This window comes from Streptomyces chartreusis (assembly GCF_008704715.1).
GTDB lineage: Bacteria > Actinomycetota > Actinomycetes > Streptomycetales > Streptomycetaceae > Streptomyces > Streptomyces chartreusis.
The window spans coordinates 7,908,687-7,931,458 of the sequence record NZ_CP023689.1; the positions used below are offsets into that span (position 1 = coordinate 7,908,687).

General features: G+C 70.1%; 21 protein-coding genes. 13 read left to right on the forward strand and 8 right to left on the reverse strand.

Annotation, left to right across the window (positions count from 1 at the left end):
• Window positions 1-5: 5 nt before the first annotated feature.
• Window positions 6-2,207 (reverse strand): RNA polymerase recycling motor ATPase HelR, encoded by a 2,202-nt coding sequence (helR, locus tag CP983_RS34935; protein ID WP_150504038.1) that lies wholly within the window; start codon window positions 2,205-2,207, stop codon window positions 6-8.
• A gap of 666 nt (window positions 2,208-2,873) precedes the next feature.
• Here helR and CP983_RS34940 point away from each other — a divergent pair.
• The 5 genes from CP983_RS34940 to CP983_RS34960 all read left to right on the forward strand — a co-directional run bounded on the left by CP983_RS34940 (window position 2,874) and on the right by CP983_RS34960 (window position 7,518).
• The gene (locus tag CP983_RS34940; protein ID WP_150504040.1) at window positions 2,874-4,460 is read left to right on the forward strand and encodes a sensor histidine kinase; all 1,587 of its coding nucleotides are present in this window, start codon (window positions 2,874-2,876) and stop codon (window positions 4,458-4,460) included.
• Entirely contained in the window at window positions 4,457-4,864 is a 408-nt protein-coding gene (locus CP983_RS34945; RefSeq protein ID WP_030946521.1) for a roadblock/LC7 domain-containing protein, read from the forward strand. The genes CP983_RS34940 and CP983_RS34945 overlap by 4 nt, the downstream gene beginning before the upstream one ends.
• Window positions 4,861-5,268 (forward strand): DUF742 domain-containing protein, encoded by a 408-nt coding sequence (locus tag CP983_RS34950; RefSeq protein WP_107909272.1) that lies wholly within the window; start codon window positions 4,861-4,863, stop codon window positions 5,266-5,268. Before CP983_RS34945 ends, CP983_RS34950 begins: the two co-directional genes overlap by 4 nt.
• Window positions 5,249-5,869, forward strand: coding sequence for a GTP-binding protein (locus CP983_RS34955; protein ID WP_150504042.1), 621 nt, complete (start codon window positions 5,249-5,251; stop codon window positions 5,867-5,869). The genes CP983_RS34950 and CP983_RS34955 overlap by 20 nt, the downstream gene beginning before the upstream one ends.
• Window positions 5,870-6,063: 194 nt before the next feature.
• Window positions 6,064-7,518 carry a cytochrome P450 gene (locus tag CP983_RS34960; RefSeq protein WP_150504044.1) on the forward strand — a complete coding sequence of 485 codons (1,455 nt, stop codon included), beginning with the start codon at window positions 6,064-6,066 and terminating at the stop codon, window positions 7,516-7,518.
• 18 nt (window positions 7,519-7,536) lie between these two features.
• On the opposite strand, the gene CP983_RS34965 is transcribed toward CP983_RS34960, so the two are convergent.
• The 3 genes from CP983_RS34965 to CP983_RS34975 all read right to left on the reverse strand — a co-directional run bounded on the left by CP983_RS34965 (window position 7,537) and on the right by CP983_RS34975 (window position 10,165).
• Window positions 7,537-8,478, reverse strand: a complete 942-nt coding sequence (locus CP983_RS34965; protein WP_150504046.1) for an RluA family pseudouridine synthase — start codon at window positions 8,476-8,478, stop codon at window positions 7,537-7,539.
• 298 nt (window positions 8,479-8,776) lie between these two features.
• Window positions 8,777-9,769 (reverse strand): terpene synthase family protein, encoded by a 993-nt coding sequence (locus CP983_RS34970; protein WP_150504048.1) that lies wholly within the window; start codon window positions 9,767-9,769, stop codon window positions 8,777-8,779.
• Between the two features lie 75 nt (window positions 9,770-9,844).
• Complete coding sequence (locus CP983_RS34975; RefSeq protein WP_150504050.1) at window positions 9,845-10,165, reverse strand: hypothetical protein; 321 nt, start codon at window positions 10,163-10,165, stop codon at window positions 9,845-9,847.
• Between the two features lie 182 nt (window positions 10,166-10,347).
• On the opposite strand from CP983_RS34975, the gene CP983_RS34980 reads away from it, so the two are divergent.
• From CP983_RS34980 to CP983_RS34990, 3 genes are all read left to right on the forward strand, one after another.
• Window positions 10,348-10,968 (forward strand): PadR family transcriptional regulator, encoded by a 621-nt coding sequence (locus CP983_RS34980; RefSeq protein ID WP_107909464.1) that lies wholly within the window; start codon window positions 10,348-10,350, stop codon window positions 10,966-10,968.
• Window positions 10,969-11,172: 204 nt separating this feature from the next.
• Window positions 11,173-12,210 (forward strand): ATP-binding cassette domain-containing protein, encoded by a 1,038-nt coding sequence (locus tag CP983_RS34985; protein WP_150504052.1) that lies wholly within the window; start codon window positions 11,173-11,175, stop codon window positions 12,208-12,210.
• Window positions 12,207-12,983 carry an ABC transporter permease gene (locus CP983_RS34990; RefSeq protein WP_150504054.1) on the forward strand — a complete coding sequence of 259 codons (777 nt, stop codon included), beginning with the start codon at window positions 12,207-12,209 and terminating at the stop codon, window positions 12,981-12,983. Before CP983_RS34985 ends, CP983_RS34990 begins: the two co-directional genes overlap by 4 nt.
• Before the next feature lie 61 nt (window positions 12,984-13,044).
• Here the strand turns inward: CP983_RS34990 and CP983_RS34995 are convergent, their stop codons facing one another.
• Both CP983_RS34995 and CP983_RS35000 read right to left on the reverse strand, forming a co-directional pair.
• Window positions 13,045-13,890, reverse strand: coding sequence for a siderophore-interacting protein (locus CP983_RS34995; protein WP_150504056.1), 846 nt, complete (start codon window positions 13,888-13,890; stop codon window positions 13,045-13,047).
• 169 nt (window positions 13,891-14,059) lie between these two features.
• On the reverse strand, window positions 14,060-15,010 hold the full coding sequence (locus CP983_RS35000; RefSeq protein ID WP_189748977.1) for a 5'-3' exonuclease: 951 nt from the start codon (window positions 15,008-15,010) through the stop codon (window positions 14,060-14,062).
• 197 nt (window positions 15,011-15,207) lie between these two features.
• On the opposite strand from CP983_RS35000, the gene CP983_RS35005 reads away from it, so the two are divergent.
• The 4 genes from CP983_RS35005 (at window position 15,208) to CP983_RS35020 (ending at window position 19,919) form a co-directional block, all read left to right on the forward strand.
• Window positions 15,208-16,284 (forward strand): quaternary amine ABC transporter ATP-binding protein, encoded by a 1,077-nt coding sequence (locus CP983_RS35005; RefSeq protein ID WP_125528731.1) that lies wholly within the window; start codon window positions 15,208-15,210, stop codon window positions 16,282-16,284.
• Window positions 16,277-18,103, forward strand: coding sequence for an ABC transporter permease/substrate binding protein (locus CP983_RS35010; protein WP_150504058.1), 1,827 nt, complete (start codon window positions 16,277-16,279; stop codon window positions 18,101-18,103). The genes CP983_RS35005 and CP983_RS35010 overlap by 8 nt, the downstream gene beginning before the upstream one ends.
• Window positions 18,104-18,630: 527 nt before the next feature.
• Window positions 18,631-19,200: a helix-turn-helix domain-containing protein gene (locus tag CP983_RS35015; RefSeq protein WP_093909031.1), complete on the forward strand. Its 570-nt coding sequence runs from the start codon at window positions 18,631-18,633 to the stop codon at window positions 19,198-19,200.
• Window positions 19,200-19,919, forward strand: a complete 720-nt coding sequence (locus CP983_RS35020; protein WP_150504060.1) for a helical backbone metal receptor — start codon at window positions 19,200-19,202, stop codon at window positions 19,917-19,919. Before CP983_RS35015 ends, CP983_RS35020 begins: the two co-directional genes overlap by 1 nt.
• Here the strand turns inward: CP983_RS35020 and CP983_RS35025 are convergent.
• Window positions 19,831-20,991: a TDT family transporter gene (locus tag CP983_RS35025; RefSeq protein WP_150504062.1), complete on the reverse strand. Its 1,161-nt coding sequence runs from the start codon at window positions 20,989-20,991 to the stop codon at window positions 19,831-19,833. The genes CP983_RS35020 and CP983_RS35025 overlap by 89 nt on opposite strands.
• A 70-nt stretch (window positions 20,992-21,061) precedes the next feature.
• Here CP983_RS35025 and CP983_RS35030 point away from each other — a divergent pair, with 70 nt between their 5' ends.
• Entirely contained in the window at window positions 21,062-21,985 is a 924-nt protein-coding gene (locus tag CP983_RS35030; protein ID WP_107909284.1) for a LysR family transcriptional regulator, read from the forward strand.
• A gap of 64 nt (window positions 21,986-22,049) precedes the next feature.
• Here the strand turns inward: CP983_RS35030 and CP983_RS35035 are convergent, their stop codons facing one another.
• The gene (locus tag CP983_RS35035; protein ID WP_189749003.1) at window positions 22,050-22,745 is read right to left on the reverse strand and encodes a gamma-glutamyl-gamma-aminobutyrate hydrolase family protein; all 696 of its coding nucleotides are present in this window, start codon (window positions 22,743-22,745) and stop codon (window positions 22,050-22,052) included.
• Between the last annotated feature and the right edge of the window lie 27 nt (window positions 22,746-22,772).

The following is a 22,772-nucleotide window of genomic DNA, read 5'->3' on the forward strand; positions in this document are numbered from 1 at the left end:
CGCCCCTAGGGCGTGCACTCGGCGCCTGTCAGGATGATCAGTTGCCGGGTTGCCCGGGTCATCGCCACATAGTGGTCCACCGCTCCTTCGATGCCCTCGCCGAACTTCTCCGGGTTCATGAGGACGACCAGGTCGAATTCCAGGCCCTTGGACAGCTCGGGGGTCAGTGACCGTACCCGGTCCGTCGGGCGGAACGTGGGGTCGCCGATGACGCAGGCGATTCCCTCGGTGTGCTCGGCGAGCCAGGTGTCGAGGACCGCGTCCCGCTCCGAAACCGATCCGTGGACGACGGGGAGCCCTCCGCTGCGGATCGACGTCGGCACATTGGCGTCCGGCAGTGCGGCGCGGATGACCGGCTCGGCCTCCGTCATGATCTCCGCCGGGGTGCGGTAGTTGACGTTGAGGGAGGCCAGTTCGATCCGGTCGAGGCCGATGCGGGCCAGGCGGTCCTGCCAGGACTCCGTGAAACCGTGCCTGGCCTGGGCACGATCGCCGACGATGGTGAAGCTGCGCGAAGGACAGCGCTGGAGCAGCATCTGCCATTCCGCGTCGGTCAGTTCCTGCGCCTCGTCCACGACGATGTGCGCGAACGGGCCGGCGAGCCGGTCCTGGGCGATGTCGGTCAGCTCGGACTCGTCGACCAGACTGACCTGGGCGTCCTGGCCGCGCAGCATGATCACCAGGCCCTCGCCTTCGTCGCCGTCGGCGCCGGAGTTCGCCGTGGCCTCGATGAGGTTGTCGACGACCTGCGTCATCCGCTCGCGCTGGGCGGCGAGGATGCCCGCATGCCGGCGCTTGCGGCGGGCGGTCTCCGGATCGCCCAGCCGTTGCCGTGCCGCGTCCAGCAGCGGCAGGTCGGACACCGTCCACGCCTGGGCGTCCGCGCGCTGGAGTCGCCGCACCTCCTCGCGGTCGAGCCAGGGAGCGCACATCCGCAGATACGCCGGCACCGACCACAGGTCCCCGACCAGGTCGGTCGCCTCCAGCAGCGGCCAGGAGCGGTCGAAGGCGCCGCGCAGCTCCCGGTTCTGCGACAGGGACCTGCGGATCAGCTCGGGGGAGACCTCGCCGTCGTCGCCGGAGGCGTCCTCCTCGTGCTGGTCGACCAGGATCGTCAGCAGTTCCTCCCAGACCTGGTCGCGGGCCTCGTTGTGAGGGACGCCGGGCTCGGCCGCGTCGAACGCCACGGCCCAGTCGCGAGCGGTCAGCCGTACGTCGGACCAGTGGGTCGTGACCGTCATGGTCCCGGTGGGCGGCTCCTCGTAGAAGCGGACGGCCTTCGCGATCGCCCGCACCAGGTCCGCGGACGACTTCAGGCGGGCCACCTCCGGGTCGGGCTCGACGGTCGCCGCGGCCCCCTCGGGGACCAGGTCCCGCAGGATGCAGGTCTGCACGCCCTCCTCGCCGAGGCTCGGCAGGACATCGGAGACGTAACTCAGATACGGCCGGTGCGGACCGACGAACAGGACGCCGCCCCGGCGCTGGTCGAGCCGTGGGTCGGAGTACAGCAGGTAGGCGGAGCGGTGCAGGGCGACGACGGTCTTGCCCGTGCCGGGGCCGCCGTCGACGACGAGTGCGCCGCGGGATCCGGCGCGGATGATGGCGTCCTGGTCGGCCTGGATGGTGCCGAGCACGTCGCGCATCCTGGGGGAGCGGTTGCTGCCCAGGCTCGCGATGAATGCGGACTGGTCGTCGAGCGCGGCATGCCCGGCGAAGCCGTCCGGGGTGAACACCTCGTCCCAGTAGTCGCTGATCCGGCCCTGGGTCCAGCGGTACCGGCGGCGGCTTGTCAGGCCCATCGGGTTGCCGTGGGTGGCGCCGAAGAACGGCTCGGCCGCGGGGGAGCGCCAGTCGACGAGCAGTCGGCGGCCGGTGCTGTCGGTCAGGCCGAGGCGGCCCACGTAGACCGGTTCGGGGCTGTCCGCGCCGACCATGTGTCCCAGGCACAGGTCCAGGCCGAAGCGGCGAAGGGTGCGCAGACGGGCGCTGAGCCGGTGGATCTCGTTGTCGCGGTCCATCGCCTCCCGGCCGGTGCCACCCGGTTCCCTGCGCGCGGCGGCGAGTCGGTCGGACAGCTCGGCGATGGACTGTTCGAGGCACTCGGCGATGGCGGCGAAGTGCCGCTCGTCGGCGGCGACGAGTGCCGGGTCCGCCTTGGGGGAGAGGCGTTCGGGCAGGGCGAAGGCACTGGTGGTCAGGGGGTTCAAAGCATTGGCTCCGTAAGTCGCTCGTCGGCGGACCTCGTGTGCGGCGACGCTCCCGGCGCCCGCAGCCACATCACACGCACGCACTGGTATGCCTCCCGTTTCCGCAGGTCGTGGGCCTACGGCCGGAGATTCTGCGGCATGGAGGGGGCCTTGCCGCAAGCCCCCCAGTGCGCTATAAGTTGAGAGTGGCAAGGAGCGGAGAAGCTCCTTGCCTTTGTTGTTTCCGGCGCCGTTTGCCGTTTCCGCCGCGGTCCGGGCGCGCAGCGCCTCTCGTCCGCCTTCGCCGGACCGGCGTCACATCTCCCGCTGATCGCCGGCTGATCGCTCGCTGATCACTTGATCCCGGGTCTGATCCCGGGTCCGGAACCCGATCTTCACCCCTCACGGTGAGTGACCTTCGAACATTCTCACGCTGTTACGGATCGTGTTCGAATGTTATCTGAGCGTATAAATGAGGCTGAGCGTACCGCCGTTGCGCACGCCGTTTCAGGTGCTTGCTGAATATGACACAGCGATGATCCGGTCGGACTAAGCTCGCCCGCAGCGCACCGAGTTGAGGTGTAATCGTGCGCTTGTTCCCAAACGCGCAGAAGATTCCGACATACCCATGACGTACCCCGCTGCAAGCTCCCCCTACACCCACCCGATCAGTTTCAGAGGGCCCACATGGTGAGCGTTCAAACCCCGCCCCGACGCCGTGAACTCCCCTATGCACGTGTGCTGTTGCTGCCGGCCATAGTGATGGCCGCGGTGATCGGAGCCGCCGTCGCCCTGGTGGCGGTCCCGGCCCGGACGGCCGTCGGCGTGTGCGGTGCCGTGGCCATGCTGCTGGTGCTGGCCTCGGCGGCCGAAGCGGTACGCCGCGGTCGCGCACTGCGGGACACGCGGGCCGAGCACGCCCGTCACACCGCGTATCTGGAACACCGCGTCGCCGCCCACAGCGAGGAGATGGCCCGCCTCGCCACGGAGATCACGCCGGCCGCGATCTACTCGCTGCGCTGCGGCAATTCACCCCACGAAGTGATTCGCGACCTCGCCGAGCTCGACCAGTCCTACGGCCAACTCGCCCCGTCCCAGGTCGAGTTGGTGAAGTCGATGCTCGACATCGTCGACCACGAGGAAGCCCTGCGCGACTCGGCCCAGCGCTCCTTCGTCAACATCGCACGTCGCGTCCAGTCGATCGTCCACCAACAGGCCGTGGAACTCCGCGAGATGGAGGAGGACCACGGGCGCAACCCCGAGGTCTTCGACGACCTCCTGCGCATCGACCACGGCACCATGCTGATCGGCCGCCTCGCCGACTCCATCTCCGTGCTCGGCGGCGGCCGCCCCGGACGCCAGTGGCCCGACCCCGTACCGCTGTACAGCGTGCTGCGCGGCGCGATGTCCCGGATCCTGGAGTACCGCCGCATCAGCCTGGACTCCATCGTCCAGGTCAACATCGCCGGCATCTCCGTCGAGCCGATCATCCACGCGGCGGCCGAACTCCTCGACAACGCCACCCGGTACTCGCCGCCGCAGACCAAGGTGCACGTCACCGCGACCGAGGTGCAGACGGGCGTCGCGATCGAGATCGAGGACGCCGGTGTCAGCCTGAGCGAGGAGGCCCGCGCCAGAGTCGAGGGCATGCTCGAACGTGCCAAGCAGGGCACCGACCTCCAGGACCTCGGGGAATCCCCACGCCTGGGCCTGGCAGTCGTCGGTCGCCTCTGCACGGCCTACAAGATGCAGGTCTCCCTGCGGTCGTCCGCGTACGGCGGCGTCCGCGCCGTCCTCGTCGTGCCGCGCGAGATGATGACCAGCGAGCCCGCGCCCGGACTCGCCCACGGCATCGGAGCGGGGGCGGCGCCCAAGGCCGACGACCCCGACGCGCTCGAAGGTCCCAAGCGCGCTCCCAAGAAGCGGCGCCCGACCAGCCCGAAGATCGCCGCCGCGGCTTCCATGGAGGACGACGTCCCGGTCGTCACCGAATGGACTCCGGGCGGGCTGCCCCAGCGCCGCAGCCGGGTCAAGACCCCGCTCAGCAAGCGCATCGCCGAGCAGGCGGCCATTGAGCAGGCCGAGCGAGAGGGGCGGCCGACCATCTGGTCGACGCCCGCGCCCGAGCCCGAGCCGATGAAGGACGAGCCTGCCCCCGGAGCCTGGGTCGAGGCGTTCTGGGACGGACTCAAGGACAAGCCCGACCCGCTCACACTCCAACCGCGAACGCAACCGGCCGGCGCCGAGGCCGAAGACGAGGGGGACCTCAAGTGATCCAGCAGCGCGCCAACTTCGACTGGATGCTCAAGGAGCTCCACGACGGCGTACCGGGCATCCAGATGATCGTGGTGCTGTCCGCGGACGGCCTGCGCATCGCCCGCTACGGCGGCGACCCGGACACCGCCGACCGAGTCGCCGCGGCCTGCGCCGGACTTCAGAGCCTGGCGAGCGCGGTCGCCTCGGAGATCCCCAAGAGCGACGGCAAGATGAAGATGGTCCTCATCGAGATCAACGGCGGCTACTTCTATCTGATGGCCGCCGGCGCCAACGCCTATCTCGCCGTGCTGTCCGACACGTTCGCCGAACCCGGCCGGATGAGCAACCGCATGTCCGACCTCGTCGCCCGCATCGGCGCCCATCTCACCAGTCCGCCCAGGCGCAACGGCCAGACCGTATGACTCCTCCGCAACGCCAGCGGCGATACCCCAAGGAGCAACCGCCCTCCCCGCCTCCCCCTCCCGGGCCCGGGAAGCAGAAGAACCCCGAGCGGCTCTTCGTGGTGGCCGGACCGGACGGTGGCGAGCGCGACGGCGACCTCGACCTCGTCGCATTGATCGTGGCGCGCGCCGACCCCCCGCCTGCCGCGACGCCCGAGCAGTCGGCGTTACTCCGGCTCACCAACACCCCCCTGTCCGTGGCCGAACTCTCGGCCTATCTCAACCTTCCGTTCAGCGTGATCACGGTCCTGCTCACCGACATGCTGGCGGCCGGGCTGGTGACGGCACGCGCCCCGATCGTGCGTCAGACCGTCGCCGACCGTTCAATCCTCGAAGCGGTGATGCATGGACTTCAAAGGCTCTGACACCGTCCCCGGCCCCCGGACCGAGGACCAGCTGCCGCAGACGGCCGAGGCCGCGGTCAAGATCGTGATCGTGGGCGGCTTCGGCGTCGGCAAGACGACGATGGTCGGTTCGGTCAGCGAGATCAGGCCACTGACCACCGAAGAGACCATGACGCAGGCCGGCATCGGCGTCGACGACAACTTCGGCTCGCCGACCAAGACGGCCACGACGGTCGCGATGGACTTCGGCCGCATCAGCATCACCGAACAGTTGGTGCTCTACCTCTTCGGCACCCCCGGCCAGGAACGCTTCTGGTTCCTGTGGAACGGGTTGTTCGAGGGTGCGCTGGGCGCGGTCGTGCTGGTCGACACCCGCCGCCTCGAGGTCAGCTTCGACGTCATCGGGCGACTCGAGGAGTGCGGAGTGCCGTTCGTGGTGGCCGTCAACACCTTCCCGGACGCGCCTCGTTACCCCGTCTCCGAACTCCGTACGGCGCTCGACGTGCCCGAGGAGATCCCCATCGTGGAGTGCGACGTCCGCCGCCGGGCGTCGAGCCGGGACGTACTGATGAAGCTGATGCACTTCCTGCACGCGCTGGCTACGGCGAAGGCGCCTGCGTGAGCCACGTACTGGTCGAGCCGTACGGCTGCCTCCCCCTGTCCCGGAGCCGTACGGCCGGCTCATGTCCCATGAGCCGCATACGCGTTGTCTGAGCCGCACGCTTACGGCTTCCCCGCAGCCTCGGCCTTGTTCAACCGCCCGAACCGGCGGATCTCATTACCTCCTGTACACACTTAAGCTTCGGAGCGACCATCGTGACGCCTGAACCTCTCTCCCCGATCGGTACGGACGAGCCCACTGCCACCCCGCCTCCCGGCTGCCCCGCACATGACATCGGCGCCGGTGGCCTGCGTCGGCTGCACGGTCCTGAGGCAGAGGACCTGGGAGCCGTCTACGAGAAGCTTCGTGCCGAGCACGGTTCCGTGGCTCCGGCGCTGCTGCACCAGGACGTGCCGGTCTGGGTGGTGCTCGGCCACGCCGAGAACCTGCACATGGTGAGCACCCCCTCGCAGTACTGCCGTGACAGCCGGTTGTGGAGCGCCTTGCAGGACGGATCAGTCAAACCCGACCATCCGCTCATGCCGGTCTTCGCCTGGCAGCCCGTCTGCAGCCACGCCGAGGGTGACGAGCACCTGCGGCTGCGCGGCGCCGTCACGGGCGCCATGTCGACCATTGACCATCGGGGCATCCGCCGCCACATCAACCGGGCGACCCAACAGCTCGTCAACAAGTTCTGTGAGGAGGGCAGGGCCGACCTGGTCAGCCAGTTCGCCGAGCACCTTCCCATGGCGGTGATGTGCGAGATTCTCGGCATGCCGGACGAGTACAACGACCGGCTCGTGCAGGCCGCCCGCGATCTGCCCAAGGGCACCGAGACCTCGATCGCCAGCAACGAGTACGTCATGGACGTCCTGATGCGGCTCACCGCCCGCCTCCGAGCCGAACCCCAGGACGACTTCACCAGCCACCTCATCAACCACCCGGCCCGGCTCACCGACGACGAGGTCGGCCAGCACCTGCGCATCGTCCTGATGGCCGCGTACGAGAACACCGCCAACCTGCTCGCCAACGTACTGCGGGTGGTGCTCACCGACCCACGGTTCCGAGCCCAGCTCAAGGGCGGCCAGATGACGGTGCCCCAGGCGGTCGAACAGTCCCTGTGGGACGAGCCGCCGTTCAGTATCGTCCTGCCGTACATCGCGAAGCAGGACACCGAGCTGGGCACCCAGCGCATCCGCAAAGGCGACGGCCTCCTCTTCGGCATCGCGCCGGGCAACGTCGACCCGCGCGTCCGACCCGACCTCAAGGCCAATATGCAGGGCAACCGCTCCCACCTTGCCTTCGGTGGCGGCCCTCATGAGTGCCCGGGCCAGGACATCGGCCGCGCCATCGCCGACGTCGGCGTCGACGCGCTGCTGACCCGCCTTCCGGACGTCCAACTCGCCTGTGACGAGGACGAGCTGCGCTGGCGCTCATCGGTCTCGAGCCGGCACCTCGTGGAACTGCCGGTGAAGTTCGCGTCGAAGCCCCAGCAGGGCGTCACAGAGAGGCCCTCCAGCAATCCGGTGCCACCGTGGAGCCGGCAGGTCGGTGCGGTGCCGCCGCAGCCTGGTTCGGAGCACGCCGTTCCGACACCGGCGCCTGCCAACGGACCGGTCAGCCGGCCAGGTGTGTTCCGGCGTCTCCTGCGCTGGTGGCGCGGCGACTGAGCCGATCGGTCAACGGGGCTACCCGGCCCACTCGTCGTACGACGACCAGGCTTGTAGCAGGCGCGAGCTGACGAACCTGTGCTCGCGCCCCGTCACCGGATCGGTGAACTCCAGCACCCGTGCGAGCAGTTGAAGCGGGCGTCGGAAGTCACCGTCCGCCACGGGCCCGGTCACCACGGGATAGAGGGGATCGCCGAGGATCGGTACCCCCAGCGCGCTCATGTGCACCCGCAGTTGGTGCGTCTGCCCGGTACTCGGCATCAGCCGGTACCGGGCGAGCCCGTTGTGGTGCTCCAGCAACTCGACCCGGCTGACGGCGTTGGGCTCACCCTCGACCTGGCGGGCCGCCATCACCCCGCGCTCCTTGACGATCCGGCTGCGCACAGTGCGCGGCAGGTCCAGTGCGGGTTCGTACCGGGCTACGGCCTCGTACTCCTTCGCCACCCGCTTGTCGCGGAACAGTGACTGATAGGAGCCGCGTTCCTCGGGCCGCACGGTGAACATCACCAGGCCGGCCGTCAGTCGGTCCAACCGATGTGCCGCGCCCAGCGTCGGGATGTCCAGCTGCCGCCGCAGTCGTGCCAGGGCAGTCTCGGCGACATGGCTGCCGCGTGGTGTGGTGGCAAGGAAGTGTGGCTTGTCGGCCACCACGAGGTGGTCGTCCCGGTAGAGAACGTCGATTGCGAACGGCACCCGCTCCTCATCGGCCGGCTGCCGATGGAACCACACATACATCCCCGGCACGTACGCCATGTCCCGCGTCACCGGATGTCCCGCGGCGTCCACGATCAGCCCCGCGTCGAGCATCCCGTCGATCGCTCCGGCCCCGGCCGAGAGCCGCGTCACGAGATGATCGCGAACGGTGGCCCACGCGTCCCCGACAGGCAACCGCACCCGCACCGGATCCACCCCATCGCGCTGCGGCAGGGGAGAGGGCGGGGGCGGAGTGCGGCGTCTCATCACGATCAAGCGTACGAGAGATTGTTCGGTGGCCGACGCCAGGCACTGCCCTCATGGCCGGGCAGTATCCCGGCGTCGCCGGTAGCCAGTTTCGGATCGGTCGCCCGGCGTCGCACCCAGGAGGCGGGCCGCTGACCCCGGCCGTCAGGTTGCTGTTCCGCCCGGTCGTCCGGGCCGCGACCTGCGTGCGAGGCGACACCTGGCTGCCCGGTTCGGGTCTCCAGGTCGGCGATCCAGGCCCGGCCGACTCCAGTTCGGCCCCCAACCCGACCACACTCGGGGCCGACAGCCGATCGAGTCAGGACCCGAGGACGAGCCTTATGCGCCGGCCCTCGGCGGTCCTGTGCTCCACCTGGTACCTGGGCGCGTTTCGGTGCCAGAGGCACAGACCAGTGATCATGAAGTGCACGCAGTCCAGCCACCACGCGATATCGATGTCTGTCCGGCTGCTGCGAAGCCGGCGCTCCACCGACATGAATCGGCTCACGAGCTGATCGTGCCAGTCCAGCAGCCGTGCGCAACTCTGGACTTCGCTCAGGCCCCGGTCCCGTGCGGTGGCCGAGACGAGGTTGGGAAACCCTGCGACCCGGTCCTTGGTGATGCAGTGCAGATCGTTGTCGACGAGGCACAGGGCTGAGATGAGGCGGTAGATCTCGGTGACATCCGGGTCGGCGAAGACTTCTGGTGGCAGTTCTCGCCCCAGGGTGTACTCGATCATGTCGGTGGCGACGTACATCCCCAGTGTGTGCAGGCGAACCGTCAGGTATGTGTCGAGATCGGCTGCCAGGCCCTCGCGGCGGAAGAGAATTGCCTCGTCAGCGACGGAGTACTGCCACGCTTCGAACCGAGCGGTGAAGCGTCGGCACCACTGGGGGCTCATGTTCTCGGCCATCTCGCTGCCAAGTGCCAACCATGGGGTCAGTGTCGGCGTCGCTGACAGTGGCTCAGAGCTGAACCCTGTGGTGAGGGCCTTCGAGATCAAGCTGGGATAGCCGTCCTGGGTGCCGATTCCTTCGATGCTGTCCTCGTAGAGGAACCACAGGCCCAAGAACCTGGCATAGAAGGTCAGTCGGTCATCCGATTGCGCGGTGGGGTTACTTCGCGCGACAGCCTGTCCCAAGTCGCAGGTCTCAGCGTTGCGCCGGTTCTCCGGGTCCGTCAACAGACCGTGCTTGTCCAGCCAGGCCAACGCGGCGTCGTCGAGCTTCTCGGCGAGACCTTCGCGGGCCGGTTTCATCCAGGAGACGGGATAGCGGATCTCTATGTTCACGGGTTGTTCGTCAAGGGGCATGCGACACCTTCAACCTGTGCATGTGGAGCTGACGACAATCGGCTCGGCAGTGGGCCACCCGCTCGTGAAGCGGCGTCAAATCAGCACGATGGTCCCGCTGTCGTCCGCCTTGAGCTCGTGGCTGCTTGGGCGTGCATCCGGACCTGACAAATCGGCTAACGGGACCTCCCACCCGAAAATATGGCCGACTTCAATCCTATGGTAGGAGCGCGCGTAGCCTGCACGGCAGGGCGCACGAATCGGCGCACGCAGCACCACCGCTGGCCGCAGTGTTGAGGTGAAGATCGAGCGGACCTGCACGCCGGCCCGGGAGGGGTGGAATCTGCGCATATTGCCGTGGATCTCCTGAAGTGCCCGCGGGTTGCGGCTGAAACTCATGGGCTGCGGACGAGCCACTGCGCACGTGTACCAGCGCCCCACCCGCAGCAGGAGTAATGCGGCGGTGAGTAACCGGAACCACCGATACCCGCCCGTCGCCGGAAACGTCTCACCTCGAACGCGATACATCGTGTCTATTGACTCACCAAGTCAGCTCGCGATATGTTCGGCCACGAATATCCGGATGCGAGGTGGACATCATGGCCCTGAGGCGTCGCAAGCTCGGTAACCCGCTCGCGCTCGCCGTGCTGACGACCCTCTGGCAGAAGCCGATGCATCCGTACGAGATTGCGCAGACCCTGCGGCAGCAGGGCAAGGACGCCAGTACGAAGATCAACTACGGCTCGCTGTACACCGTCGTGCAGAACCTCGAGAAGCACGGATTCGTCGAGGTCACGGAGGTGCAGAAGCAGGGAAACCGGCCCGAGCGCACGGTGTACGGGCTCACCGAGGCCGGCCGTGAGGAGATGACCGAGTGGTTGTCGGACCTCATGGCCGTGCCCGCGAAGGAGTACCCGATCTTCGAGACCGCTCTCTCGCTGATGGGCGCGCTGCCGCCCGACGAGGTGGTGCGGCTGCTGGAGGAGCGGGTCAAGGCCCTGGAGGTGCAGGCGGCGAGCGGCCGTGGAGCGCTGGAGAAGCTCTACGAGACGCTGCCGCGGCTCTTCCTGGTCGAGACCGAGTACCAGTTGCACATGGTCGAGGCGCAGACCGAGTGGGTCCGCGGCTTCCTCGAGGAGATCAGGAAGGGCACCCTGCCCGGCGTCGAGCCGTGGCGGCGGTATCACGAGACGGGGGAGATGCCGCAGGAGTTCACCTAGCAGCTCCAGGAACGGGAGTTCGCCCAGCGACTCCGAGAAAACAGACCCCGGCGGTGCTGTTGCAGCAGCCCCGCCAGGGTCTCGAACCCCGAACCGAGTCCGCCGTGAGGCGCGACCGGGCGATCGAGGTGCGGCACACCCAGGATAGCCCGGCGCTCCTCACGCGGATCGATCACGCATCCGCTCACCAGGAGAGCAGTCGTCATGAGCAGTACCAGTCCAGGCACCCGTGCGCCCGCGGTCGAGGCGCGCCAACTGATCAAGACCTACGGCGACGTCACCGCACTCGACGGCATGGACATCACCGTCGAGCCGGGCACCGTCTTCGGCCTCCTCGGGCCCAACGGCGCAGGCAAGTCCACCACCGTCAAGATCCTCACCACCCTGGCCCGACCCGACTCGGGCTCGGCCACCGTCGCCGGCCACGACGTGCTGCGCCACCCGGACCGGGTGCGCCGCGCGATCGGCGTGGTCGCCCAGAGCTCCGGCGCCGACCCGGTCGCTACCGGGCGCGAGAACCTGCAACTGCAGGGCAGGCTGTACGGCTTGGGCCGCGCCGACCTCGGCCGCAGGGTCGCCGAGCTGCTCGACCGCTTCCGGCTCACCGACGCCGCCGACCGCCCGGTCAAGGGGTACTCCGGCGGTATGCGCCGCCGCCTCGACGTCGCCCTCGGGCTGGTGCACCGGCCCGAGGTGCTGTTCCTGGACGAGCCCACCACCGGACTCGACCCCGAGACCCGCGCCGCGATGTGGGACGAGATCGGGCGGCTGGCCGTCGAGGACGGCATGACCGTCCTGCTCACCACGCACTATCTGGAGGAGGCCGACCGGCTCGCCGATCGCATCGCGATCGTCGACCGCGGCCGGATCGTCGTCGCCGGCACCCCGGACGCCCTCAAGGGCGAACTCCGCGGTGACGCCGTCCATGTGGAGCTGCGTCAATCGGTCGGGGACGCGGGACGTACGCTCCTCGTCGGCGCCCTCGACGGGCTGCCGGGCGTGCACGAGGTGCTGGTCGACGGGCGCCGCGTCAGTGTCCGGGCCGACGAAGGCGCCGCGGCGATGCCCGCGCTGCTCGCCGCGCTGGAACGCGCCGGGGTCGGAGTCGCCACCGCGACAGTCGCCCGCCCGTCCCTGGACGACGTCTATCTCCGCTACGCGGGCCGCCGTTACGCCGAGGCCGAGGCCGGGGCCGACCGCTCCGAGGACCTCGTCCTCGCCGGAACCGGAGGCGCCCGATGAGCACCGCGATCTCCCAGACCTGGTACATGACGCAGCGTCAACTCATGGTGTTCGTACGGCAGCCTGCCTACGCGATCATCACCCTGATCCAACCGGTCATCTGGCTCTTCCTGTTCGGCAGTCTCTTCAGGAAGGTCGTCGAGCTCGGCGGCTTCGGCACCACCTCCTACCTCGACTACCTGGTGCCCGGCGTCGTCGTGATGAGCGCCCTCAGCTCCAACATGTGGGCGGGGATGACCACACTGGACGAGATCCAGCGCGGCACCCTCGACCGGTTCCTGACCACCCCGGTCAGCCGGGCAGCGCTGATGAACGGCAACGTCGTCAACAACGGCCTCGTCACCGCCCTCCAGTCGGTCGTCATCGTGCTGCTCGGCCTGCTGGGCGGCGCCGACTACCCGGGCGGCATCGTCGGTATCGCCGTCCTGGTCGTCGCCGCGGTCCTGCTCGGCACGGTCTTCGGGGCGCTGTCCAACGCACTCGGCATGCTGGTGCAGGAGCGCGAGTCGATCATCGGCATCAACACCTTCCTGCTGCTGCCGCTGACCTTCCTCTCCTCCGCCTTCATGGCGCCGTCGCAGATGCCTGGCTGGATGCGGCACATCGCCGACTTCAACCCGCTCAACTGGGCCATGGTCGCGGGCCGTTCGGCGATGTCCGACCACCCCGACTGGGGCGACGTCCTCACCCGGGGCGGCGGGCTGCTGGCGCTGGCGGTCGCCGCGGTGTGGCTGTCCATCCGGACGTTCCGCTCCTACCAGCGCTCGGTCTGAGGGCACACAAAAGGGGCGGCACCCCGCGAGGGTGCCGCCCCTTCCGAACGTCCGCTCAGGGCTACGCCGCCGGCGCCGCCCCCTCCTGCTCCGCCTCGATCCGGGCGTTCCAGTCCCGCTTCGACGCCTGCCAGCCGTCCTCGTTGTGGCCGAGGCGCCAGTAGCCGGAGATGGAGAGGTCCTCGCGGGGGATGCCGCGGTCGACGCGCAGCAGTTGGCGCAGCTCCTTCACGAAGTGGGCCTCGCCGTGCACGAACGCGTGCACCCGGCCCTCCGGGAAGGCGAGCGTGCGCACGGCCTCGACCAGCGCCTCGCCGACCGGCCGCGAGCCGCGGTGCAGCCAGCTGACCTCCACGTCGGAGTCGATCTTCTGCTCCTCCTCGGGGCCGGAGATCTCCACGAAGGCATACGCCGTGACACCCTCCGGCAGCGACTCCAGGGAACGCGCGATCGCGGGCAGCGCGCTCTCGTCGCCGACGAGCAGATGCCAGTCGGCGTCCGGGTCGGGGGCGTAGGCGCCGCCGGGGCCCATGAAATGCGCGGTCTCGCCCGGCTCGGCGCGCATCGCCCAGGGGCCGGCCAGGCCCTCGTCGCCGTGCAGCACGAAGTCCAGGGTCAGTTCACGATGCTCGGGATCCCAGGCCCGCACGGTGTACGTGCGCGTCACCGGCCACTGCTCGCGCGGCAGCTCCTCGCGGATGCGCTCCAGGTCGAACGACTCGGGGTAGCTCGCGCCGTCGGGGGAGAACAGCATCTTCACGTAATGGTCCGTGCAGGTGTCGGCCGCGAAATCGGCGAGCCCCTCACCGCCCAGCACCACACGCTGCATGTGCGGGGTCAGCCGTTCGGTACGGATGACCTGCGCGCAGTGGGGCTTCCGCGGCTTGCGGGCAGGGCGTAGCGCCATCACTGGCCTCCCTCGTTCCAAGCTTAGGTTTACCTAAGTTAGCACCTCCGCCTGGCGAATGCCGCTATGAACGTTCATGGATCGGTGCATGTCGCTCATCTACGGAACGAATTCCCCGTGTCACGAGCCCCAAGCGCGCGACCGGGACGCGCTTTCACGCCCCGTCGTCTCACGCCCCCAGGGTCACCAGAAGCCGCTGGAGCGACCCGCCCAGCCCCCAGCGCGCCGCCAGCTCGTCAAGGCCCGCCGGATCCCGGGGCGTGCGCGGCAGCGTGGTGTCGACGTCGGGCAGCGGGACGTCCTGCGCGACCCGTACGACCTTCGGGGCGACGGCGACATACGGCCGCGACTCGTCCAGCCGCTTGCGCTGCGAGGCCGTCAGCCTGGCCTTCGGGTCGTCGACCGCCGCCATGATCCCGGCCACGTCGCCGAACTCGGCCAGCAGCTTCGCGGCCGTCTTCTCGCCGATCCCGGGCACGCCCGGCAGGCCGTCGCTCGGGTCGCCGCGCAGCAGCGCCAGATCGGCGTACCCGCCGCCGTCGACGCCGTACTTCTCGCGCAGCCAGCTCTCGTCGGTGAGCTGGAGGGTGCCGACGCCCTTGAGGGGATACAGCACCCGCACCCCGCGCTCGTCGTCCACCAGCTGGTACAGGTCGCGGTCGCCGGTGACGATGTCGACCGGGCCCTTCGCGCGTGCCGTGAACGTGCCGATCACGTCGTCCGCCTCGTACCCGGCGACGCCCACGCGCGCGATGCCGAGCGCGTCCAGGACGGCCTCGATGACCGGCACCTGCGGCGACAGCGTGTCCGGCACCTCCTCCTCGTCCGGGCCCACCTCGCGCTCCTCGGCGACCCGGTGGGCCTTGTAGGAGGGGATCAGCTCGACCCGCCACTCGGGCCGCCAGTCGGCGTCCATGCAGGCCACGAGCGCGTCCGGCCGGTGGTCCTTGACCAGGCGGTCGATGAAGTCGAGGAGCCCGCGCACGGCGTTCACCGGGGAGCCGTCCGGCGCCCTCACGGAGTCCGGGACGCCGAAGTAGGCGCGGAAGTACAGCGAGGCGGTGTCGAGGAGCATCAGTCGTCCGGTCACGCCTCGCATCATGCCGTACGGCACTGACATCGAGCCGTCATGCCGTACGGCACCGACGCCGAGCCGTTCGGTGAGCGCCGTGTCGCGCTGCGTGCCCGCCCTGTGGCCTGGACCACTTGTGCGTTTGTGTGCCGGGAAGCAGGGCAGGCGCCAGCCCGGAGCGACGCCCCCTGCGCAACTGTTGCGCCAGTCGCTCCTTTCATCTGCCGTCGAGACAAGAGGTACCCGTGTCATCCAGGCTTGAGGCCGACCATCTGTACAAGGTGTTCGGCAGACGACCGGAGAAGGCCGTCGAGCGGCTCCGCCAGGGAGCCGACCGTGAGGAGCTGCGCGCCGACGGCACCACCGCCGCCGTGATCGACGCCTCCTTCACCGTCGAACCCGGCCAGATCTTCGTCGTCATGGGCCTGTCCGGGTCCGGCAAGTCCACCTTGCTGCGCCTGCTCAACGGGCTCCTGGAGCCGACCGCGGGCCACGTCCGCTTCGACGGCCGGGACCTGACCGCGATCAGCGACCGCGAGCTGCGCGAGGTCCGCGCCAAGAAGATCAGCATGGTGTTCCAGCACTTCGCGCTGTTCCCGCACCGCAGCGTGCTGGAGAACGCCGCCTACGGCCTCGCCGTCCAGGGTGTGCCCCGCGCCGAGCGCGAGAAGCGTGCCGCCGAGGCCCTTCAGCTGTGCGGTCTGGGCGGCTGGGAGAAGTCCTGGCCCGACGAGCTGTCCGGCGGCATGCAGCAGCGTGTGGGCCTCGCCCGCGCGCTGGCCACCGACGCCGATCTGCTGCTGATGGACGAGTCCTTCAGCGCGCTCGACCCGCTGATCCGCCGCGACATGCAGGACCAGCTGCTCCAGCTCCAGAAGACCCTGAAGAAGACGATCGTCTTCATCACCCACGACCTCAACGAGGCCATGCGCCTCGGCGACCGCATCGCCGTCATGCGCGACGGCCGCATCGTGCAGACCGGCAGCGCCGAGGACATCCTCCTGCGCCCGGCCAACGACTACGTCGCCTCCTTCATCCAGGACGTCGACCGCTCGCGCGTGCTGACCGCGGGCGCCCTCATGGACACCTCGGTCACTGCCGACGCCCCGCTGTGCACCTGCGAGACCGCGACCAGCGAGACGCCGTTCGTGGAGCTGTGCGCGATCAGCGCGCGCCTGTCGCACCGCGTGACGGTCGTGGACGAGGAGAACCGGGTCATCGGCGTCGTACCGCGCCAGCGGCTGGTCGGGTTCCTCGGCGACGAGAGCGCCGATCCTTCCCCCTGCGACAACCCCGAGGGGAAGGTGATCGCCCATGCCTAGGCTGCATCTCGGCGACTGGGTCGACTCCGGCGTGGACTGGCTGGTCGCCCACATGGGCTGGCTCTTCGACGCGATCAAGGCGGTCGTGGAGGGCATGTACGACGGCGTCAACGCCGTCCTGACGGCCCCCGAGCCGCTGCTCCTCGCCGGCATCTTCGCCGTGCTGGCCTGGTGGCTGCGCGGTGTGGTCGCGGGCGTCCTCGCCTTCGGCGGGTTCGTGCTGGTCGACTCGCTGGAGCTGTGGGACCGCGCCATGTCGACGCTGGCCCTCGTCCTGGTCGCCACCGTCATCGCCTTGGTGCTGTCGATCCCGCTGGGCATCTGGGCGGCCCGCTCCAGGACGGTCAGCGCGACCGTGCGGCCCGTCCTGGACCTGCTCCAGACGATGCCGTCGATGGTGCTGCTGATCCCGGCCATCCTCTTCTTCGGCCTGGGCACCGCCGCCGGCGTCATCGCCACCCTGATCTTCGCGCTCGCCCCCGGCGTCCGCATGACCGAGCTCGGCATCCGCCAGGTCGATGCCGAGCTGGTCGAGGCGGCCGAGGCGTTCGGCACCACACCCCGGGACACCCTGCTGCGCGTCCAGCTGCCGCTCGCCCTGCCGACGATCATGGCGGGCGTCAACCAGGTCATCATGCTGAGCCTTTCGATGGTCGTCATCGCCGGCATGGTCGGCACCGGCGGCCTCGGCGGCGCGGTCAACGAGGCCATCGGTCAGCTCGACATCGGCTTCGGCTTCGAGGCGGGCGTCGGCATCGTCGTCCTCGCCATCTACCTGGACCGCATCACCGGCGCGCTCGGCGCGCAGATCTCCCCGCTCGGCCGCCGTGCCGCCGCCAAGGCGCGTGCCGCGGGCGGCGTCAAGGTCTGGAACCACCGCCCCCGCCCGGTCGTCGCCGTCGCCGGCGTGGCCGCCCTGGCCCTCGTCGCGGGCGGCATGGGCGTCTTCGGCCCCACCTCCGGCACCGCCGAGGCCTCCGCCACGGACGTCGGCAAGGGCAAGGAGCTCAAGATCGGGTACATCCCGTGGGACGAGGGCATCGCCTCCACGTACCTCTGGAAGGAACTGCTGGAGCGGCGCGGCTTCAAGGTCACCACCAGCCAGTACGCCGCAGGGCCCCTCTACACCGGCCTCGCCACCGGCCAGATCGACTTCGAGACGGATTCCTGGCTGCCCACCACGCACGCCGAGTACTGGAAGAAGTACGGGAAGCAGCTGGAGGACCTCGGCTCCTGGTACGGCCCCACGTCCCTGGAGCTCAGCGTCCCCTCGTACGTCAAGGGCGTGAACTCGCTGGAGGACCTCAAGAACAACGCCTCCAAGTTCAAGGGCAAGATCATCGGCATCGAGCCGAGCGCCGGAATGATGGGCATGCTCAAGGACACGGTCCTCAAGAAGTACGGCCTGGAGGGCACGTACGAGGTCGTGGACGGCTCCACGCCCGCGATGCTCGCCGAGCTCAAGCGCGCGTACGCCAAGAAGGAGCCCGTCCTCGTCACGCTCTGGTCGCCGCACTGGGCTTACAGCGACTACGACCTGACCAAGCTCAAGGACCCCAAGGGCGCCTGGGGCAAGGGCGACGGCGTGCACACGCTGGCCCGCAAGGGCTTCGCCGGGGACAACCCCGAGGTCGGCAAGTGGCTGAAGGACTTCTCCATGACCGAGAAGCAGCTCACGAGCCTGGAGTCGCAGATCACCAAGGCCGGCAAGGGCAAGGAGCAGGACGCGGTACGCACCTGGCTGAAGCAGAACCCGGGCCTGCTGGACAAGTGGGCCCCGGTCGCCGGGTCCCAGGAGAAGAGCCAGGCGGCCGGGTGACCTGACGGGCCCGACCGCCACCCGAGGGGTGGGTCACGCCGTACGTTTTCCCCTCCGTACGGCCGGCCCACCCCTCGCGGCGTCTCCGCATAGTCGCCCGGCATGCTACGAAAAGGATCCGGCCAACCACGCAGCGCTATCCCACCACCTGAACCGGGCCGTACGAACTCCCTCCGACCGGCACCGACTTCCCGCCGCCGCGCGCTTTCCCTCACCATCTCTTTCCGCAGGCCCGCCCATCGGCACGGAAGAGGGAAGATAGGAGTGTGCGGACGCATTGAACAGAACAGCGGCGCTCGCGTACTGAGCGGCAGTCAGGGGTGCCACGGGGGCGCCCGGCGGGTCGCGCGAGCGGATCGGCTGGCGCGAACCTGTGGGTCGTACCTCACCCGATGTGTCGTCGATGTGACGGCCGCGTGAAACGGTTTGCCGAACATGCGTAGGGTGCAGAGAACTCAACAGAAGGTGTGCGCCGGAAGTCGGGCGCGAGGACAGTGGACCGACGAGCGAAGGAGGGAGCCGGAGCGATGGGCGACCACAAAGAACAACCCCTTCGGGTGGGCGCGGCCGTACGGCGGCGACGCCGCGCGCTGGACCTCACGCTCGCCGTCGTGGCCGAACGCAGCGGCCTGTCGGTGCCCTTCCTGAGCCAGGTCGAGAACGACCGGGCGCGCCCCAGCCGAAGCTCCCTGGAGAAGGTCGCCGACGCGCTGCGGACGACCGCCGTCGAACTCCTCGCCGCCGCCGACCCCGCGTGCAGCGTCGACGTCGTGCGGGCCGACACCACCGAACTGGCGCCGGAGCCCCGCACGCGGTCCCTGGTGCGCGGTCACCACCAGATGCACGCCTCGGAGTTCACCGGCGACCACGACGCGGGCCGTGAATTCCAGTACCGCAACGACCAGTTGATGTACGTCGCCGACGGCGCCGTCGAGATCGAGGCCGAGGGCCGCGCCTATCGCCTCGGCCGCGGCGACACCCTCTACCTCACCGGCGGGGTGCGCCACCGCTGGCGCGCGACCGTGCCGGACACCCGTGTGGTCGTCGTCGCGGTGGCGGAGCACATCGAGGCGGTCCGGGACCGGCCGCGACGCTGATGCGCGTCGTCTCCCTGGTGCCGTCCCTGACCGAGGCCGTGGCCGTCTCCGCCCCGGGCGCCCTCGTCGGTGCCACGGACTGGTGCAGCCACCCCGTCGGCCTGGACGTCACCCGCGTCGGCGGCACCAAGAACCCGAAGGCGGACCGGATCGTCGCCCTCGCGCCCGACCTGGTGATCGCCAACGAGGAGGAGAACCGCGCCTCCGACCTCGACGACCTGCGCACGGCCGGCATCGAGGTCCTGGTGACCGAGGTGCGGGACGTCCCGCAGGCCTTCCGCGAGCTGGCTCGCGTGCTGGACGCCTGCGGGGTGCGGGCCCGCCCTCGCTGGCTGGACGAGGCGGAGCGGACCTGGTCGTCGCCGTCGGCCCCGGACCGCCGTACGACGGCCGTGGTGCCGATCTGGCGGCGGCCCTGGATGGTGCTGGGCCGCGACACCTTCGCCGGCGACGTTCTGGCCCGCCTCGGCGTGGATCACCTGTATGCGGCCCACGAGGACCGCTACCCGCGCATCCCCCTGGACGACCTGCTCGCGGCGGCCCCGGACGTGGTCGTGCTGCCCGACGAGCCCTACCGCTTCACCGCCGACGACGGCCCGGAGGCGTTCCCCGGCCTGCCCTGCGCGCTCGTCAGCGGGCGGCACCTGACGTGGTACGGCCCGTCACTGACCGAGGCACCACGAGTGTTGTCCGAGGCGCTGCGAGCAGCGCGCCGCTGAACAGTCCGCGGGCGGTGTGGACGGCCGCCGCGGCCCAGGCCACGACGAGCACGGCGTACAGCCCGATGGCCAGCCCTTCGTAGACCACGAGCCCGGTGTGCCGGGCCAGCGCCGCGGCGCCGGTGACACAGGTGCCGACCGGGAAGGTGAACGCCCACCAGGTCATCGCGAAGCCCATGCCGTGCCGGCGGGCGCGCACCACATGGGCGGTGGCCAGCCCGAACCACAACAGCGCGAAGCCCATCACGGGCACGCCGTACAGGACCGCGAGAATCCCGAAACCCTCGCTGTACGGCGCCGGGACCACGCCCGGGGCTACGTCGGCGAACGCGCCGACGGCGGTGGTGGACTGCCCGAGCGGGCCCAGCACCAGGAACAGGGTCGGGGTGAGCGCGAGGGGCAGCGGGCCGCCGGTGATCAGCCGGGCGAAGACCAGCGGCAGCATCAGCAGGGTGGCGAGCAGGCTGAGCCCGAACATCGCGACACAGGCGAGCAGCAGCGTCTCCCGGGCCTGCCCGGGCGGCAGATGCGGCACCAGCAGCGGCCCGAGCGCGGCGGACACCATCGGCGCGACGAGCGGCAGCAGCCACACGGGCGTGGCCTGCGAGGGCTCGATGCGATGACGTACGGCCATGAGGTACGGGACGGCGACGGCGGCCGCGAGACCGATCGCCGTACCGGCGACGAACAGCACGGCGTCGAGCGCTACCGCCGCCGCGGAGCCGATCCAGTCCCGGCCGACGGTGAGGGCGCCGCCGCCGACCGCGAGCAGGGCCATGGACAGGCAGCCGTAGAAGGGCGCCATCGCCGGGTCGAGGAGGTGGGCGCGGGCCTGGTCGCGGTGGCGGGTCCAGTGCCGGGCGCGGGCGCCGAGCAGGGCGAGCAGCAGGAGGAGGGAGAGCGCCCAGACCGCTGTGCACAGGGTGCGCAGGCCGGGTATGCGCAGTGGCAGTCCGGCGCCGGCGGTGGCGACGGCGGCGGTACCCATGACGGCGGAGTACCAGTTGGGTCCGAGGTGACGGACCGTGCCGAGGCTACGAATGGGCCCGGGGTGACGGGCGACGGTGACCATGTGCTCAGGGTGGTTGCGCCGGTCGTCTCCCACCAGGGAGTCTGCCTCTATGGCGACATAAACTGGGCTTATGACTCAGGCGGCGGAGGGGCAGTTTCGCGCGGGAACCCTGGCGCACCGCGTCCCGGATCTCGGCGGGTTGGAGCTGTTGCTGGCGGTCGCGCGGCTCGGCTCCCTCGGTGGGGCGGCGCGTGAGCTGGGGATCACCCAGCCCGCGGCGAGCAGCCGGATCCGGTCGATGGAGCGTCAGCTCGGGGTGGCCCTGGTGGACCGGTCGCCCCGGGGCTCTCGGCTCACGGACGCCGGTGCGCTGGTGACGGACTGGGCGCGGCGGATCGTGGAGGCGGCGGAGGCGTTCGACGCCGGGGCGCAGGCGTTGCGGGATCGGCGGGACTCGCGGTTGCGGGTGGCGGCGAGCATGACGATCGCGGAGTATCTGCTGCCGGGCTGGCTGCTCGCCCTGCGGGCGCAGCGGCCGGACACCGCGGTGTCCCTGCTCGCCGGGAACTCGGCGGCGGTGGCGGAGCGGTTGCTGGCGGACGAGGCGGACCTGGGGTTCGTGGAGGGGCTGACCGTGCCGACGGGGCTGGACTCCGTCGTGATCGCCCACGACAACCTGATCGTGGTGACGGCGCCGGGGCATCTGTGGTCGCGTCGGCGGCGGCCGCTTCAGGGGTCGGAACTGGCGGCGACTCCGCTGATCCTGCGGGAGAAGGGGTCGGGGACGCGGCAGGTGCTGGACGCGGCGCTGGGGGGTCTGGCGCGGCCGCTGATCGAGTTGTCGTCGACGACCGCGGTGAAGGCCGCGGCGGTGAGCGGGGCGGGGCCGGCGGTGCTCAGTGAACTGGCGGTGGGGGAGGAGCTGTCGATGCGGCGACTGGTCAGCATCCCCCTCGCGGACGTCACCCTCGCCCGCGACCTCCGGGCGGTCTGGCCGACGGGCCACCGGCCGGTGGGCCCGGCACGCGACCTGCTGGCGCTGACCCGGGGGTGACCTCCTCGCCCCCGCCGCCCTTACCCGCCCCGTCCTTCTGGGGCTCCGCCCCAGACCCCGCTCCTCAAACGCCGGAGGGGCTGACATACCCCGCACCCGCGGCCCGCACCAATGCCCGCATCACCCGCAGGTCCTCGCCCATCTCCGGATGCCACTGCACCCCCAACGCCCACTCGGCCGACGGCAGTTCCACCGCCTCGATCGTGCCGTCCGGCGCGTAGGCCGTCGCGATCAGGCCCTCGCCCAGGCGGTCGACGGCCTGGTGGTGGTAGGTCGGTACGGACGTCTCCTCCGGTACCGCGGCGGCGTACAGGCTGCCGGGCACCGGCTTCACGGTGTGGCTGCCGAAGACGCCGACGACCTCCGCGTGCCCGTCGATGTGCTGCCGGAGCGTGCCGCCGAGGGCGACGTTCAGCAACTGCATGCCCCGGCAGATGCCCAGCAGCGGCACCCCGGCGGCGAGCGCCGCGTCGATCAGCGCCAGCTCCCACGCGTCCCGCTCACGCGCCGGGGGTCCCGTGCGTGGCTCGCGCTCGGCGCCGTAGCGGACCGGCTCGACGTCCGGTCCGCCGGCGATGACCAGCCCATCCAGCCGGGCCACGGCGGCGGCCGCGTGCTCCGGGTCGTCCGGCGGCAGCATCGCGGCCAGGCCGCCCGCCCGCTGCACCAGCCGGGGATAGCCGGCCGGCAGCAGCGCGGCCTCCAGCTCCCACACACCCCAGCGCGCACCTGACTCCAGATAGGTGCTGACCCCGATCAGCGGCCTGGCCACAGCAACTCCCTCAAC

Excerpts from the sequence above, each read along its gene's own strand:
- CP983_RS34940 (WP_150504040.1), top strand. The coding sequence starts at position 2,874 with ATGGTGAGCGTTCAAACCCCGCCCCGACGCCGTGAACTCCCCTATGCA.
- CP983_RS34995 (WP_150504056.1), bottom strand. The coding sequence starts at position 13,890 with ATGGCGCTACGCCCTGCCCGCAAGCCGCGGAAGCCCCACTGCGCGCAG.
- CP983_RS35020 (WP_150504060.1), top strand. The coding sequence starts at position 19,200 with ATGCGCGTCGTCTCCCTGGTGCCGTCCCTGACCGAGGCCGTGGCCGTC.
- CP983_RS34985 (WP_150504052.1), top strand. The coding sequence starts at position 11,173 with ATGAGCAGTACCAGTCCAGGCACCCGTGCGCCCGCGGTCGAGGCGCGC.
- CP983_RS35015 (WP_093909031.1), top strand. The coding sequence starts at position 18,631 with ATGGGCGACCACAAAGAACAACCCCTTCGGGTGGGCGCGGCCGTACGG.
- CP983_RS35000 (WP_189748977.1), bottom strand. The coding sequence starts at position 15,010 with ATGTCAGTGCCGTACGGCATGATGCGAGGCGTGACCGGACGACTGATG.
- CP983_RS35030 (WP_107909284.1), top strand. The coding sequence starts at position 21,062 with ATGACTCAGGCGGCGGAGGGGCAGTTTCGCGCGGGAACCCTGGCGCAC.
- CP983_RS34950 (WP_107909272.1), top strand. The coding sequence starts at position 4,861 with ATGACTCCTCCGCAACGCCAGCGGCGATACCCCAAGGAGCAACCGCCC.
- CP983_RS35010 (WP_150504058.1), top strand. The coding sequence starts at position 16,277 with ATGCCTAGGCTGCATCTCGGCGACTGGGTCGACTCCGGCGTGGACTGG.
- CP983_RS34955 (WP_150504042.1), top strand. The coding sequence starts at position 5,249 with ATGGACTTCAAAGGCTCTGACACCGTCCCCGGCCCCCGGACCGAGGAC.
- CP983_RS34990 (WP_150504054.1), top strand. The coding sequence starts at position 12,207 with ATGAGCACCGCGATCTCCCAGACCTGGTACATGACGCAGCGTCAACTC.
- CP983_RS34965 (WP_150504046.1), bottom strand. The coding sequence starts at position 8,478 with ATGAGACGCCGCACTCCGCCCCCGCCCTCTCCCCTGCCGCAGCGCGAT.
- CP983_RS34970 (WP_150504048.1), bottom strand. The coding sequence starts at position 9,769 with ATGCCCCTTGACGAACAACCCGTGAACATAGAGATCCGCTATCCCGTC.
- CP983_RS35025 (WP_150504062.1), bottom strand. The coding sequence starts at position 20,991 with ATGGTCACCGTCGCCCGTCACCCCGGGCCCATTCGTAGCCTCGGCACG.
- CP983_RS34980 (WP_107909464.1), top strand. The coding sequence starts at position 10,348 with ATGGCCCTGAGGCGTCGCAAGCTCGGTAACCCGCTCGCGCTCGCCGTG.